This window comes from Lentzea xerophila (assembly GCF_051094245.1).
Lineage (GTDB): Bacteria > Actinomycetota > Actinomycetes > Mycobacteriales > Pseudonocardiaceae > Lentzea > Lentzea xerophila.
Window position 1 is genome coordinate 8,704,409 of the sequence record NZ_CP194934.1, and the last position, 14,086, is coordinate 8,718,494.

Here is a 14,086-nt window from a genome sequence, read left to right on the forward strand (position 1 = left end):
GGGAGACCCCTTTCCGTTGCGGTACACCGGGTAGGTGGCGCGACGGGACGAGATCTCCCCGGTTTTCAGCCGTGGGTCGGGAATCCCAGGTTGACGCCGTGCTGCTGCGGCCACCGCGCCGTGACAGCCTTGGCGCGGGTGTAGAACTTCACGCCCTCGGCGCCGTGCACGTGCGTGTCGCCGAACAGCGAGTCCTTCCAGCCACCGAACGAGTAGTAGGCCATCGGCACGGGGATCGGCACGTTGATGCCGACCATGCCGACGTGCACCCGCCGCTGGTACTCGCGCGCCGCGAGGCCGTCACCGGTGTAAATGGCCGTGCCGTTGCCGTACTGGTTGGCGTTCACCAGCTCCAGGGCGTCCTCGAACGTGTCGGCGCGGACGACCGTCAGCACCGGCCCGAAGATCTCGTCGGTGTAGATCGACATGTCGCGGGTGACGTGGTCGAACAGCGTCGGCGCGAACCAGAAACCGTTCTCCGCACCCTCCGGCGCATACCCGCGACCGTCGACGACCAGAGACGCGCCAGCGGCCTCACCGGCGTCCACATAGGACTTGACCTTGTCCCGGTGCACACCCGTGACCAGCGGCCCCATCTGGGCCTCCGGGTGCGTGCCGGGCAGCACCGACGGGTGCAGGTCGCGGGTCCGCGAGGCGATCTTCTCGACCAGTGCGTCACCGGTCTCACCGACGGCGACGACCACCGAGATCGCCATGCAGCGCTCACCCGCAGAGCCATAACCAGCGGAAACTGCGGCGTCAGCAGCAACGTCGAGGTCGGCGTCGGGCAGCACGACCATGTGGTTCTTCGCGCCACCGAGCGCCTGCACGCGCTTGCCGGCCGCGGTGCCGCGCGAGTAGACGTGCCGCGCGATCGGGGTCGAGCCGACGAACGAGGCCGCGGCGACGTCCGGGTGGTCGAGCAGCGCGTTGACCGCGAAGGCGTCACCCTGCAACACGTTCAGCACGCCGTCGGGCAGCCCGGCCTCCGCGAAGAGCTCGGCCAGCCGGACGGACGCCGACGGGTCGCGCTCGGAAGGCTTCAACACGAACGTGTTCCCGCACGCGATGGCGATGGGGAACATCCACATCGGCACCATCACGGGGAAGTTGAACGGCGTGATGCCCGCGACCACGCCGAGCGGCTGGCGCAGCGAGTACGCGTCGACCCCGCGTGAGACCTGTTCGGAGTGCTCGCCCTTGAGCAGCTGCGGGATGCCGCACGCGAACTCGACGACCTCCAGCCCGCGCTGCACCTCACCGGCCGCGTCCGACAGCACCTTGCCGTGCTCGGACGTGATGATCGCGGCGAGCTCGTCGCGGTGCGTGTGCAGCAGGTGCCGGTACTCGAAGAGGATGCGCGACCGCGTCGACAACGACGACTCCGACCAGGACTGCGCGGCCTTCAGCGACGAGGAGACCGCGAGGTCGACGTCCGCCTGCTCGGCCAGCACGACCTGCGCGGCAACCTCGCCGGTGGCCGGGTTGAAGACGTCAGAGGTTCGCGACGACACCCCTGTGGTGCGGGCGCCGTCGATCCAGTGGGGGATGGTGCTCAACGCGGTCCTCCGTGTCTATTGGTCGCTGGTGGGGCGGTCGTGTTCCGAACGACAAGCGAGGGAATGAGGAGATGGCGCACAGGTTCGGTGCGCTCTTCACGAACGCGCTGCAACAGCGCCTCCGCAGCCAACCGGCCGAACTCGGCACGAGGCTGGTCGATCGTGGTCAGGGAGACGTGGCGCAGCGCCGCCAACGACGTGTTGTCGTAGCCCACAACGGAAACGTCGGCCGGAACGCGCAACCCCGCGTCCTCCAGCGCGGAGATAGCGCCGACGGCGTTGAAGTCATTGCAGGACAAGATGGCCGTGGGCAAGGCGTTGTCGGCTATCAACCTGCGAATCGCCCGCGCACCGGCCGCGTCCGTGTACTCGGACGACACCACCTGCGGCACGAGTCCGTGGGCTTCCATCGCGGCGACGTACCCACGCCGCCGAGGCCCGGCCTGAGTGCCTTCGCCGCCGTCTAGATGCGCAATGCGCTTGTGCCCCAAAGAAACCAGGTGGTCAACAGCGAGCCGGGCGCCGGTCTCGCCGTCGTCGTTCACCGTATCCACAGTGGACACCCGCGACGACCGCGCCACCAGCACGATCGGCAGTTGTTCGGCGGCCTTGCCGATGGCGGTCGCCGGCACGACCGGCGACAGCAGGATCAGCCCGGCGGGCCGGAAGGACAGCAGCGACTCCAGCGCGCGGCGCTCGCGGGCGGGCGAGCGGCCGCCGGTGTTGATGATGACGTCGAACCCCTGCTCGCGCGCGACCTCGTCGATGCCGTCGACGACCTCCGCGAAGAACGCGTTGTGCAGGTCGGACACCATCACGCCGAGCACGGTCGACGTGCGCGAGGCCAGCGATCGCGCCATGGCGTGCGGCGAGTACCCCAGCTCGTCCGCGGCCTTCAGCACTGCGCTGCGTCGCAGCTCGCTCACCTTGGGTGAACCGCGCATCACCAGTGACACCAGTGCGCGGGACACGCCCGCCCGCAGAGCGACGTCCTCCATCGTCGGCCTGACCACTTCGCAACCACCTCCCCTCTTGACACCTTGTGGCCGAAGTTACAGGGTTAGAGCGCTCCAACCAATAGAGCGCTCTAATCCATCACAGTCACGAACAGGGGAAACCTGCGATGCGGATCGGAGTAGCGGGTGTCGGCAGGATCGGCACCATGCATGCGACCAACCTCGCCGCACTGGATCGGGTCGACGAGGTGCTCCTCTTCGACCCGGTGCCTGGCAGGGCATCGCAGGCGTCGGCGGAACTCGCCGGGACCAAGGCGGTGGACGATCTCGACACGTTGCTGGGCAACGTCGACGGCGTCCTGCTCGCCACCCCGACGAACACCCACCCGGAGATGCTCCGCGCGGCGATCGCCAAGGGTGTCCCCACGCTGTGCGAGAAGCCGATCGCGAGCGACGTGGCGGAGATGACCGCGTTGGTCAACGACGTCGAAAAGTCCGGCGTCGAGGTGCTCGTGGGCTTCCAGCGCCGGTTCGACCCGGCCATCTACGAGCTGCACCGCCGCATCCGCGCGGGCGAGGTCGGCGACATCTACCTGGTCAGGGCGGTCGGCAACGACGCCGACCCGCCGGACTTCTCCTACCTGCCCGCGTCCGGCGGTATCTTCCGCGACCTGCTGATCCACGACCTCGACTGCGTGCCGTGGCTGGTCGGCGAGCCGGTCGTCGAGGTCTACGCGAGCGGCTCGGTTCTGGTGCACCAGGCGTTCGCGGACGCCGACGACGTCGACAACGCCGTGGTGATGCTGAAGTTCGCGGGTGGCGCGCACGCCACGCTGGCCGGCGGACGCCACGACCCGATCGGCTACGACCACCGCATCGAGGTGCTGGGCAGCAAGGACTCGCTGGTCGCCGGCGTCGACCCGCGCACCCCGCTGAACTCGCTGGAACCCGGTGGCCACGTCGCCGGCGCGGACGCCTACCCCGGCTTCCCCGAGCGCTTCCACCGCGCGTACGTCAACGAGATGAACCTGTTCACGCAGGTCATCAAGGGCGAGGTCGCGAATCCGTCGCCGGCGCGAGAGAGTTTGATCAGCCTTCGCCTGGCTGAAGCGTGTGAGCAGTCGCGCCGCAGCGGTGCGCCGGTGCAGATCGAGGGGAACTAGGCATGGCGAAGATCGCTGGGGCGCCGATCTCGTGGGGCGTCTGCGAGGTGCCGGGCTGGGGCGACGTGCTCCCGTCCGACACGGTGCTGGGCGAAATGCGTTCCCTCGGCCTGACCGCGACCGAACTGGGCCCGCCCGACTACCTGCCCGCCGACCCCGCACAGCTCAAGGCTCTGCTGGCAGGCCACGAACTGACGCTGGTCGGCGGCTTCCTCGCCGTGACCCTGCACACCGACGTCCAGTCCACTCTGGACGAAGCCGACCGGGTGGCCGCGATCCTCAAGGCCGGTGGCGCCGAGGTCCTGGTGCTCGCCGCCGCGACCGGCCTCGACGGCTACGACGAGACGCCGAAGCTCACCGACGACGAGTGGAAGACGCTCGTCGACACCTGCGCGAAGATCCGCGACATCGCCGGAAAGCACGGCCTCCGAACCGTGCTGCACCCGCACGTGGGCACCCACGTCGAGCGGGAGGCGGAGGTCGACAGGTTCCTCGCGGACTCCGATCTCCAGCTCTGCCTGGACACCGGCCACCTCCTCATCGGTGGCACGGACCCGGTCGAGCTGGCGCGCCGCTACCCGGACCGGATCGGTCACGTGCACCTGAAGGACGTGCGTGACGAGATCGCGGCGAAGGTGCGCAGCGGCGAGCTCAGCTACACCGATGCCGTGGAACAGGGCATCTACGTGCCGCTCGGGGACGGCGACGTGGACGTGGAAGCGCTGGTGCAGCTCGTTCAAGAGGCGGGCTACGCCGGTTGGTTCGTGCTTGAGCAGGACACTCGGCTCAAGGATGGAAGTCCGGTGGACAAGCCACTTCAGGACACCGCGCGCAGTCTCGCGCACCTCAGCAAGATCCTCTGAAGGGACTGGAGACGATGAAGTCTCGTCTGGTCATCCGTGCGGGCGTTGCCCTCGCCGGTGTTGCTCTACTCGCCGCCTGTAGCGGTCCCACGGGAACCAACACCCAGAACACGCAGAACAACAGCGCACCGGCCACCGGAGACCTGAAGGTCGCCGTCATCACGCACGGCACCGCGGGTGACGCGTTCTGGAGCGTCGTGAAGGTCGGCGCCGAGGACGCGGGCAAGCAGCTCGGCGTCGGTGTCACGTACAACTCCGACGGCGACCCCGGCGCCCAGGCGAAGCTGATCGACAACGCCGTGTCGCAGAAGGTCGGCGGCATCGTGGTGTCGATGGCGAACCCCGACGCGTTGAAAACCTCGATCGAGAACGCGGTGCAGGCCGGCATCCCGGTCATCACCATCAACTCCGGCAGCGCGAAGAGCGCGGAGTTCGGTGCCATGGCGCACGTCGGCCAGGAGGAGTCGATCGCCGGTGAGGAAGCCGGCAAGAAGCTCAAGGCCGCGGGCAAGACCAAGCTGCTCTGCGTGATCCACGAGGCCGGCAACACGGGCCTCAACCAGCGCTGCGACGGTGCCCGCACCGGCTTCGGCGGCGCGGTGGAGAACCTGCAGGTCGACATCTCCAACCCGACCGACATCGAGGCCCGCATCAAGGCCAAGCTGCAGTCCGACACCGCCGTCGACGGCGTGCTGGCGCTCAACCCGCAGGTCGCCGTGAACGCGGCGGCCGCCATCAAGGGCGCGAACTCGAAGGCGCAGGTCGCGACGTTCGACCTCAACGCCGACGTGGTCAACTCGATCAAGTCCGGCGACGTGCTGTTCGCCGTCGACCAGCAGCAGTACCAGCAGGGCTACCTGCCGGTCGTGATGCTGAAGCTCTTCAAGGACAACGCCAACACCCTCGGTGGCGGCAAGCCCGTCCTCACCGGTCCCGGCTTCGTCGACAAGTCCAATGTGGACAAGGTCGCGGAGTACGCCAAGAACGGCAAGAGGTAAGGAGGAGGCGGGGAGATGACCGTGACAGCCACAGCTCCACCGGCTGCCGACGAACGGCTGGGCAAGCCCAGGGCGATGGATCAGCTGATCAAGCGCCCCGAGATCGGCGCGATGCTCGGCGCACTGCTCGTGTTCGTGTTCTTCTCCGTGGCCACCGAGCAGTTCCTGAGCATGGGCGGCGCGGCCACCTGGCTGGACGACGCCTCCATGCTCGGCATCATGGCGGTCGCGGTGGCACTGCTCATGATCGGTGGCGAGTTCGACCTGTCCGCCGGTGTCATGACCGCGTCGACCGCGCTCGTCACGGCTCTCCTCGCCACCCAGCTGGGCCTCAACGTCTGGCTGTCGTTGCTGGTGTCGCTCGCCTTCGCGTTGTCGGTGGGCGCGCTGAACGGCTGGCTCGTGATGCGCACGGGACTGCCGAGCTTCATCGTGACGCTCGGCAGCTTCCTCGCGTTGCAGGGCCTCAACCTCGGCGTCACGCGCCTGGTGACCGGCAGTGTGCAGGTGTCGGGCATGCGGGAGACCGCCGGCTACGAGTCGGCCGGTTTCCTGTTCGCCTCGACGTTCCAGATCGGCGGCACCAGCTTCTACGTGTCGATCATCTGGTGGGTGCTGTTCACCGTGGTCGCGTCGACCCTGTTGCTGCGCACGAAGTTCGGCAACTGGATCTTCGCGATCGGTGGCGCCGCGCAGAGTTCGCGCGCGGTCGGCGTGCCGGTCGTGCGGTCGAAGATCCTGCTGTTCATGACGACGGCGTTCGCCGCGTGGCTGGTCGGCTCGATCAACATCCTGCGGTACGCGAGCGTGCAGGCGAACCAGGGCATCGGGCTCGAGTTCCAGTACATCATCGCGGCGGTCATCGGCGGCTGCCTGCTGACCGGTGGTTTCGGTTCCGCGGTGGGTGCGGCGATCGGCGCGCTGATCTTCGGCATGGCCCGGCAGGGCATCGTCTACGCGGGCTGGAACAGCGACTGGTTCCAGCTGTTCCTCGGCGTGATGCTGCTGGCCGCCGTGCTGGTGAACAACATGTTGCGCCGCCGAGCGGAAAGGGTCCGGCGATGACGTCACTCATCGAGACCGAGAACATCGGCAAGACCTACGGCAGCGTCATCGCGCTGAGCGACGTGTCCACTGTGGTCAATGCCGGTGAGGTCACCTGCGTGCTCGGCGACAACGGCGCCGGCAAGTCGACCCTGATCAAGATCCTGGCCGGAGTCCACCAGCACGACCAGGGCTCGTTCCGGGTCGAGGGTCAGGAGATCCGCTTCTCATCGCCGCGCGAGGCCCTGGACCACGGCATCGCGACCGTGTACCAGGACCTCGCGGTGGTGCCGCTGATGTCGGTGTGGCGCAACTTCTTCCTGGGCTCGGAGCCGACCACGAAGTTCGGCTTCCTGGACCGGAAGAAGGGCAAGGAGATCACCAAGAAGGCGTTGTCCGACATGGGCATCGACCTGCGGGACGTGGAACAGCCGGTCGGCACGCTGTCCGGTGGCGAACGGCAGTGCGTCGCCATCGCCCGCGCGGTGCACTTCGGCGCCAAGGTCCTGATCCTGGACGAGCCGACCGCGGCGCTCGGCGTGAAGCAGGCCGGTGTCGTGCTGAAGTACGTGGCCCAGGCGCGTGATCGCGGCCTCGGCGTCGTGCTGATCACGCACAACCCGCACCACGCCTACCCGGTCGGCAACCGGTTCCTGCTGCTCAAGCGGGGCCGGGCGCTGGGCAGCTACGAGAAGTCCGAGATCGACATCAACGAGCTGACGAAGCAGATGGCGGGTGGCGCCGAACTGGAGGCGCTGGAGCACGAGCTGCGAGGTGTCGAGGCGTGACGTCGCTGGAAGTGCTGACCGTCGGCCGGGTCGGCGTCGACCTCTACCCCGAGCAGTCCGGGGTGCCGCTGGCCCAGGTCAGCACCTTCGCCAAGTCGCTCGGCGGCACCGCGACCAACGTCGCGGTCGCCGCCGCGCGACTCGGCCGTCGTGCCGGTGTGCTCACCAAGGTCGGCCCGGACGGCTTCGGCACCTACGTCCGCGAGGCGCTGGAAGGCTTCGGCGTGTCGTCGCAGTACGTCGGCACGTCGCCGGACCTGCTGACACCGGTGGTGTTCTGCGAGCTCAACCCGCCCGCGGACCCGCCGTTGCTGTTCTACCGCCTGCCGATCGCGCCGGACCTGACACTCAACGAGGACGACGTGCCGTGGTCGCTCGCGCGCGACGTCCCGCTGTTGTGGGTCACCGGTACCGGAGTTTCCGCTGAACCCGCACGAAGTTCGCAGCGGATGATGCTGGCGAACCGGGCACGGCACGGGCACACCGTGCTGGACCTCGACTACCGGCCGATGTTCTGGCCGGACGTCAAGACGGCGCGCGCCGAGATCAGTTGGATGCTCGACCACGTGACGGTCGCCGTGGGCAACCGGACCGAGTGCGAGATCGCGGTCGGCACGTCCGATCCCGACGAGGCCGCCTCGCGCCTGCTGGACCGCGGAATCTCGTTGGCGCTGGTCAAGAAGGGTGCCGAGGGGGTTCTGGTGGCCACGCCCGACGGACGCTGGACCGTCGAGCCGACCCCGGTGGAGGTCGTCTGCGGGCTCGGAGCCGGCGACGCGTTCGGCGGGGCGCTGGTGCACGGCCTGCTGTCGGGCTGGGACCCGGTGAAGATCGCCCGCTATGCCAACGCGGCCGGTGCGATCGTCGCTTCCCGCCTGGCCTGCGCCGACGCGATGCCCGACCTGAAGAAGATCGAGGAACTACTGTGATCACTGATGGGCAGTGGCGCGAACTGTTGTGGCGGCGGGCTGAGGACCCCGGCTCGATCAGACGGGCCTACCAGTCGCGCAAGCGGCGCAACTCGTTGCTGAACGGCAAGTCCACGCTGTTCCTCGTCGCGGCGGACCACCCGGCGCGCGGCGCCCTCGGCGTCGGCGGCGACCCGTTGGCGATGGCCGACCGGCGGTCGCTGCTGGCCCGTCTGCTCACGGCGCTGGCCAATCCCGAGGTCGACGGTGTGCTGGGCACGCCGGACGTGATCGAGGACCTGCTGCTGCTGGACGGCCTGAACGAACGCGTGGTCATCGGCTCGATGAACCGCGGCGGCCTGGCCGGCGCGGACTGGGAGATCGACGACAGGTTCACCGCGTACGACGCGTCGTCCATCGCGACGTTCGGGCTGGACGGCGGCAAGATGCTGCTGCGCCTGGTCGACTCGGACCCCGGCACGATCCCGACCCTGGAAGGCTGCGCGCGAGCCGTCACCGAGCTCGCCGAGCACGGGTTGATGGCGATGGTGGAACCGTTGCCGTACAAGCGTGATCACAACGACAAACTGGTGCTGCAGAAGGATTCCGCGGCGCTCTCGCGCGCCTCGGCCGTCGCCGCCGGTCTCGGCGCGACCTCCGCCTACACCTGGCTGAAGCTGCCCGCACCGGACGAGCCGGACATCGTGCTGGACACCACGGCGCTGCCCGCCCTGGTGCTCGGCGGCGTGCCGTCCGCGAACCCGGAGGACGACCTCGCGTCGTGGGGCCGCTCGCTGCGCCACCCGACTGTGCGCGGCCTGGTCGTCGGCCGCGCGCTGCTCTACCCGCCGGACGGCGATGTCGCCGCCGCCGTTGCCGCCGCTGCCGAGATCCTCCGCACCGCGAAGGGAGTCACGGAATGACCCTGCACCGTCCACATGGGACGCTCTCGACCCCGTCCGACGTCATCTCGCTGACCCCGGAGGACGCGGGCTGGGCCTACACCGGCCTGCGCGTGCTGCGGATCGAGGCCGGTGCCGGGCGCACGATCGAGACCGGCGAGTTCGAGGCGTTCGTGCTGCCGCTGGCCGGTTCCCTGTCGGTGGAGGTCGGCGGCGAGCGGTTCGAGCTGCAGGGCCGTGACTCCGTGTTCACCCGCGTCACGGACTTCGCCTACGTCCCCCGAGACGAGACGGTCCATCTCGCCACGGAAAAGGGCTGCGAGGTAGCTCTACCGATGGCGCGGTGCGAGAACAAGCTGGCACCCAAGTACGGCCCGGCCGACGGCGTCCCCGTCGAGGTACGTGGCTCCGGCAACGCCACCCGCCAGGTCACGAACTTCGGCGTGCCGGGCGTGTGGGACCACGCGGACAAGCTCAACGCCTGTGAACTGATCACCCCGGACGGCAACTGGTCCTCGTACCCGCCGCACAAGCACGACTCGTCGGAGCCGTGCGAGGTCGAGAACGAGGAGATCTACTACTTCCGCATCGCCGACCGTGACCAGGTCACGCCATCTCGCACCGGTTTCGGCTTCCACCGCACGTACACCGACGACGGCACGATCGACGAGGACGTGACGGTGCGGGACGGCGACGTCTTCCTGATCCCGCGCGGCTACCACGGCCCGTGCGTCGCGGCGCCGGGATATCCCATGTACTACCTGAACGTTCTGGCCGGTCCGGGCCCCGAACGTTCGATGGCGTTCTGCGACGACCCGGCGCACACCTGGGTCCGCGACAGCTGGGCGACGCAGGAGCTCGATCCCCGTTGCCCGGTCACCACAGCAGAGGGGCGGGTCAAGTGAAGCTCACGACCGCGCAGGCGCTGGTCCGCTGGATGCTGGCGCAGCGCACCGAACTCTTCGACGGCACGCACGCGCCGCTGTTCCCCGGCGTGTTCGCGATCTTCGGCCACGGCAACGTCCTCGGCCTCGGCAACGCCCTGGAGGAGGTGCGCGACGAGATCCCGGTGTGGCGCGGCCAGAACGAGCAGGGCATGGCCCTCGCCGCCGTCGGCATCGGCAAGGCCTCGCACCGCCGCCAGGTCGGTGTCGCCACGTCGTCGATCGGCCCCGGCGCCCTGAACATGGTCACCGCCGCCGGCGTCGCCCACGCCAACCGCCTGCCCCTCCTGCTGCTGCCGGGCGACACCTTCACCGGCCGCGCGCCCGACCCCGTCCTGCAGCAGGTCGAGCACTTCCACGACCCGACCGCCACCGTCAACGACGCGTTCCGCGCGGTCAGCCGCTACTTCGACCGCATCACCCGCCCCGAACAGCTGCTGTCGACGCTGCCGCAGGTGGCGAGGGTGCTGACGGACCCGGTCGACTGCGGGCCGGTGACGCTGGCGCTGCCGCAGGACGTCCAGGCCGAGTCCTACGACTTCCCCGAGGCGTTGTTCGCTCCCGTGGTCCACCGGCCGTTGCGGCCGCGCCCCGACGTTCGTGCGCTGGCCGAGGCCGCCCAGGCGATCCGTTCTTCTGTGCGCCCGTTGCTCGTCCTGGGTGGAGGTGTCCGCTACTCCGGCGCCGCCGGTCGCGCCCTGCGGTTCGCCGAACAGCACAACATCCCGATCGCCGAGACCACCGCTGGCCGCACCCTGGTCCCGCACGAGCACCCGCTGCACGCCGGCCCGCTGGGCATCACGGGCTCGACGTCGGCCAACGTCCTGGCGGCCGAGGCCGACGTGGTGATCGCGGTCGGGACGAGGTTGCAGGACTTCACCACCGCGTCCTGGACCGTCTTCTCCCCGGACGTGCACCTGGTCTCCCTGAACGCCGCCCGCTTCGACGCCGTGAAGCACGGCTCGTTCGCCCTGGTCGCCGATGCCGACGAGGGCCTGCGCGAGCTGACGGACCTGCTCGCGTCCTGGCAGGCCCCGGCCGACTGGTCCAAGCGCGCCCTGACCGAACGCACGAAGTGGGACTCCCACATCAGCTCGCTGCGCGAGCCGTCCGCCGGCCTGCCCACGTATGCCCAGGTGGTCGGCGTCGTGAACGACGTCAGCGGCCCCACGGACTACGTCATGACCGCGTCCGGCGGCCTGCCCGGCGAACTGATCGGCGGCTGGCGAGCCACCGGCGAGTCCACAATGGACGTCGAGTACGGCTTCTCCTGCATGGGCTACGAACTGGCCGGCGCCTGGGGCGCCGCGATCGCGCACACCGGGGGCGTCGTCACCACCCTGCTCGGCGACGGCTCGTACCTGATGCTGAACTCCGAACTCTTCTCCGCCGCCTTCGCGGGCCACGGCTTCGTCGCGGTCGTCTGCGACAACGACGGCTACGCGGTCATCCACCGCCTGCAGACGGGCCAGGGCGGCGCGGGCTTCAACAACCTCTACTCCGACTGCACGACGAGTCACGCCGAACCCCCGCGCACGGACTTCGCCGCCCATGCGGCCGCGATGGGCTGCGCGGTCTTCCCGGCTGACTCGCTCGCCGGCCTCGAAGGCGCCTACCGCAAGGCCCGCGAGGCGGCGGTCGCCGAGAAACGCCCGGCCGTGGTCGTGATCAGCACGCACCCGTCGTCGTGGACCGAGGCGGGGGCGTGGTGGGAGGTCGGCGTGCCGGAGCTCTCACATCGCGAGACGATCGCCCAGGCCCGCCAGGACGTGCTGGACGGCAAAGCCAGGCAGGTCCGCTACCTGACCTGATCCTCCAGCGAAGTGATGACCTCCGCGACACTGTCGGCCGTGGCGTTCTCGCCCATCGTCAGGTAGAGCTGCTTTGCTCGGCGGAGATGGCGGATCGCTTCTCCAGGGTCGTTCAGCGCGAAAAAGTGGATTCTCGCCAGATGGCTTGAGATCTCAGCGGTTGCTTCCACTTCTCCGGCGATCTCGGCGTGCTGCAGAGCTCTCTGGAACGTGCTCAACGCAGTCTCGTGTTGTCCGAGCCTGGCCTGCACCACTCCGAGTTCCACCATCGTGTTGGCTGCTGCGGCCGGGAATTCGTTGATGGTGGTGAGGCAAGCTGCCGTGAGCAGGCTCCTTTCGGCTGCGCTGAGATCACCGCGCTGATGCGCGATGCGGCCCAGCTCGAAGTGCATTCGTGCGATGCCTTCCCAGGAGGCCATTTTCAGATACATGACGAGCGCGGCTCGGTACATCTCCTCAGCCGAGTCGAGATCGCCGTTCTGTTTCATCAGCGCCGCCGCACTGGTCACCGACATGGCGAGTCCGTCTCCGTCCTTGAGGTCGATGAAAATCTCTCTCGCTGACGAGAAGGACCTCGCTGCCGCACTCGGTTGTCCCAGGCGGAGAAGTTGATACCCGATGGCGTGGTGCAACATCCCTTCCAGCCAGCGGTCTTCGAGCCGTTGTGCCGAGACCAGTCCAATTCTGAGTAGCCGCAACAGATCGCGCCAGCCACCACGTAGCTGCGTGAACGTCATGACAGCGGGGATGAGCTTCGCCACGACGTCGTGCTGTTCCAGTCGTGAACCGACTTCGACGAGGCCGACCAGCATCGGCAGGTCGAGGTCGAGCCACTCCACCGCCTCGCGCCCATCTGCGAACCGGGACTGACCGAAGCTGGGGGCGAGGCCGTTGACGACATCGTCGCTCAACTCGGCGAGGTGGCCGACGAGTCGCTCGCGTGCTGCGGCCACTTCGGCCGGATCGCACTCTGAACCGGCCAACTCGACCGAGTACAGGCGAAGCAGATCGTGTGACCGGAAACGGCCATGAACTCGTCCGTGCTCCAGCAGGTGGGCCCGTCGGAGTGAGTTGAGCAGCTTGCGTGCCTGTTTGGAGTCGCTCCCAAGAAGTACGGCGGCGTGGTCGATGCCGACTTCGTTGCCGGACGCGATGGACAACAGCCGGAACAGCCGTTGCTCGCCCGCGCTCAGCCTGGCGTAGGAGAGGCTGAACGCCAGCCGCACACCGCTGTCACCGTCCGGTGATCGCAACTCGTCGAGCCGGTCTGCGGACGGTCGGAGCAACTCGGTCATGTCCGAGATCGACAACTTGACGTCGTCGGCGAGAACGGCCGCCACAATGCCCAACGCCAACGGGAGTCGGTCGGCGAGCTCGACCAGTTCGCCGGTGGGAATGCGCGGGTCGTCCGGCCGACGCGCGATGAGCGCCCGGGAGATCAGAGCGATCGCGTCCTCGGTGGGCAGCACGTCGAGTTCGACCAACCGCGCGTTCAGTTCAGCCAGGGTGTGTCTGCTGGTGATGACCACTCGATGCCGAGCAGCTCTCGGCAGCAGACTTCGGACCTGGGCTGCGGATGCCGCGTCGTCGAGAAGGATCAGAAGGGGTTCTGGTCGGGCTTCAAGCTGGGAGCGGTATAGGACCTCGCATGCTGCCTGATCTGAGGGGATGTGCTCCGGCAAGACACCGAGGGCCGTCAGCAGGTGGGAGAGTGCGACAACCGCCTCGACCGGGCTTCCATAGCCGTCCAGGTCGATGAACATGGCTTGGCCGTCGAAGCCCGCGGCCGCCTGGAGGACAAGCGTCGTCTTGCCGACTCCCGCGAGCCCGCTGACCACGGTGACCGTTGCTGTGCTCATCGCATCGGTGAGCACAACGAGGTCATCGGCGCGACCAGTGAATTCGGCATCGACGGGCGGCAGCCCCGCCATCGCTGTGGGCGCGGCAGTCGGCAGTTGCACGGCGTGCGCCTGGATGACGGTGCCGAACACCGTGCCAGTGCTCTTGTTGTTGGTCCGCCCCATTCGGACGTTCTACCGCATTCGCACCGTCCGTCACCGTCCAGTGACTGAGATGCCTCACATCCGGGAACAACACGCGCACAAGCTCCCTTGAACGATTAGTTAGGTCTACGAACGTTCGAGGGAGCT

The 14,086-nt window shown here is 68.4% G+C and carries 12 protein-coding genes; 9 read left to right on the forward strand and 3 right to left on the reverse strand.

The window, feature by feature from the left end; translation table 11 throughout:
* Positions 1-65: 65 nt before the first annotated feature.
* Together ACRSBM_RS41865 and ACRSBM_RS41870 are read right to left on the reverse strand one after the other, a co-directional pair.
* The gene (locus ACRSBM_RS41865; RefSeq protein ID WP_434452299.1) at positions 66-1,559 is read right to left on the reverse strand and encodes a CoA-acylating methylmalonate-semialdehyde dehydrogenase; all 1,494 of its coding nucleotides are present in this window, start codon (positions 1,557-1,559) and stop codon (positions 66-68) included.
* The gene (locus ACRSBM_RS41870) at positions 1,556-2,572 is read right to left on the reverse strand and encodes a LacI family DNA-binding transcriptional regulator (RefSeq protein ID WP_434452301.1); all 1,017 of its coding nucleotides are present in this window, start codon (positions 2,570-2,572) and stop codon (positions 1,556-1,558) included. Before ACRSBM_RS41870 ends, ACRSBM_RS41865 begins: the two co-directional genes overlap by 4 nt.
* A 110-nt stretch (positions 2,573-2,682) precedes the next feature.
* Here ACRSBM_RS41870 and ACRSBM_RS41875 point away from each other — a divergent pair, with 110 nt between their 5' ends.
* The 9 genes from ACRSBM_RS41875 to iolD are packed head-to-tail and all read left to right on the forward strand — an operon-like array spanning position 2,683 to position 11,936.
* Complete coding sequence (locus tag ACRSBM_RS41875; RefSeq protein ID WP_434452303.1) at positions 2,683-3,678, forward strand: Gfo/Idh/MocA family protein; 996 nt, start codon at positions 2,683-2,685, stop codon at positions 3,676-3,678.
* A gap of 2 nt (positions 3,679-3,680) precedes the next feature.
* Positions 3,681-4,541 (forward strand): TIM barrel protein, encoded by an 861-nt coding sequence (locus ACRSBM_RS41880; RefSeq protein WP_434452304.1) that lies wholly within the window; start codon positions 3,681-3,683, stop codon positions 4,539-4,541.
* A 14-nt stretch (positions 4,542-4,555) separates the two neighbouring features.
* Complete coding sequence (locus ACRSBM_RS41885) at positions 4,556-5,539, forward strand: sugar ABC transporter substrate-binding protein (RefSeq protein ID WP_434452307.1); 984 nt, start codon at positions 4,556-4,558, stop codon at positions 5,537-5,539.
* Between the two features lie 15 nt (positions 5,540-5,554).
* Positions 5,555-6,604, forward strand: coding sequence for an ABC transporter permease (locus ACRSBM_RS41890; protein WP_434452309.1), 1,050 nt, complete (start codon positions 5,555-5,557; stop codon positions 6,602-6,604).
* Positions 6,601-7,371 (forward strand): ATP-binding cassette domain-containing protein, encoded by a 771-nt coding sequence (locus tag ACRSBM_RS41895; protein ID WP_434452310.1) that lies wholly within the window; start codon positions 6,601-6,603, stop codon positions 7,369-7,371. Before ACRSBM_RS41890 ends, ACRSBM_RS41895 begins: the two co-directional genes overlap by 4 nt.
* On the forward strand, positions 7,368-8,300 hold the full coding sequence (gene iolC, locus ACRSBM_RS41900) for a 5-dehydro-2-deoxygluconokinase (RefSeq protein ID WP_434452312.1): 933 nt from the start codon (positions 7,368-7,370) through the stop codon (positions 8,298-8,300). Before ACRSBM_RS41895 ends, iolC begins: the two co-directional genes overlap by 4 nt.
* Positions 8,297-9,202 (forward strand): Cgl0159 family (beta/alpha)8-fold protein, encoded by a 906-nt coding sequence (locus ACRSBM_RS41905; RefSeq protein WP_434452314.1) that lies wholly within the window; start codon positions 8,297-8,299, stop codon positions 9,200-9,202. The genes iolC and ACRSBM_RS41905 overlap by 4 nt, the downstream gene beginning before the upstream one ends.
* Complete coding sequence (iolB, locus tag ACRSBM_RS41910; RefSeq protein ID WP_434452316.1) at positions 9,199-10,086, forward strand: 5-deoxy-glucuronate isomerase; 888 nt, start codon at positions 9,199-9,201, stop codon at positions 10,084-10,086. Before ACRSBM_RS41905 ends, iolB begins: the two co-directional genes overlap by 4 nt.
* Positions 10,083-11,936, forward strand: a complete 1,854-nt coding sequence (gene iolD / locus ACRSBM_RS41915; RefSeq protein WP_434452318.1) for a 3D-(3,5/4)-trihydroxycyclohexane-1,2-dione acylhydrolase (decyclizing) — start codon at positions 10,083-10,085, stop codon at positions 11,934-11,936. Before iolB ends, iolD begins: the two co-directional genes overlap by 4 nt.
* Here the strand turns inward: iolD and ACRSBM_RS41920 are convergent.
* Positions 11,924-13,960, reverse strand: a complete 2,037-nt coding sequence (locus tag ACRSBM_RS41920) for a tetratricopeptide repeat protein (protein WP_434452320.1) — start codon at positions 13,958-13,960, stop codon at positions 11,924-11,926. The genes iolD and ACRSBM_RS41920 overlap by 13 nt on opposite strands.
* Between the last annotated feature and the right edge of the window lie 126 nt (positions 13,961-14,086).

What these genes read in the sequence shown, in the direction of transcription:
- ACRSBM_RS41875 (WP_434452303.1), top strand. Translation starts at nt 2,683, where the DNA reads ATGCGGATCGGAGTAGCGGGTGTCGGCAGGATCGGCACCATGCATGCG.
- ACRSBM_RS41880 (WP_434452304.1), top strand. Translation starts at nt 3,681, where the DNA reads ATGGCGAAGATCGCTGGGGCGCCGATCTCGTGGGGCGTCTGCGAGGTG.
- ACRSBM_RS41885 (WP_434452307.1), top strand. Translation starts at nt 4,556, where the DNA reads ATGAAGTCTCGTCTGGTCATCCGTGCGGGCGTTGCCCTCGCCGGTGTT.
- ACRSBM_RS41890 (WP_434452309.1), top strand. Translation starts at nt 5,555, where the DNA reads ATGACCGTGACAGCCACAGCTCCACCGGCTGCCGACGAACGGCTGGGC.
- ACRSBM_RS41895 (WP_434452310.1), top strand. Translation starts at nt 6,601, where the DNA reads ATGACGTCACTCATCGAGACCGAGAACATCGGCAAGACCTACGGCAGC.
- iolB (WP_434452316.1), top strand. Translation starts at nt 9,199, where the DNA reads ATGACCCTGCACCGTCCACATGGGACGCTCTCGACCCCGTCCGACGTC.
- ACRSBM_RS41920 (WP_434452320.1), bottom strand. Translation starts at nt 13,960, where the DNA reads ATGGGGCGGACCAACAACAAGAGCACTGGCACGGTGTTCGGCACCGTC.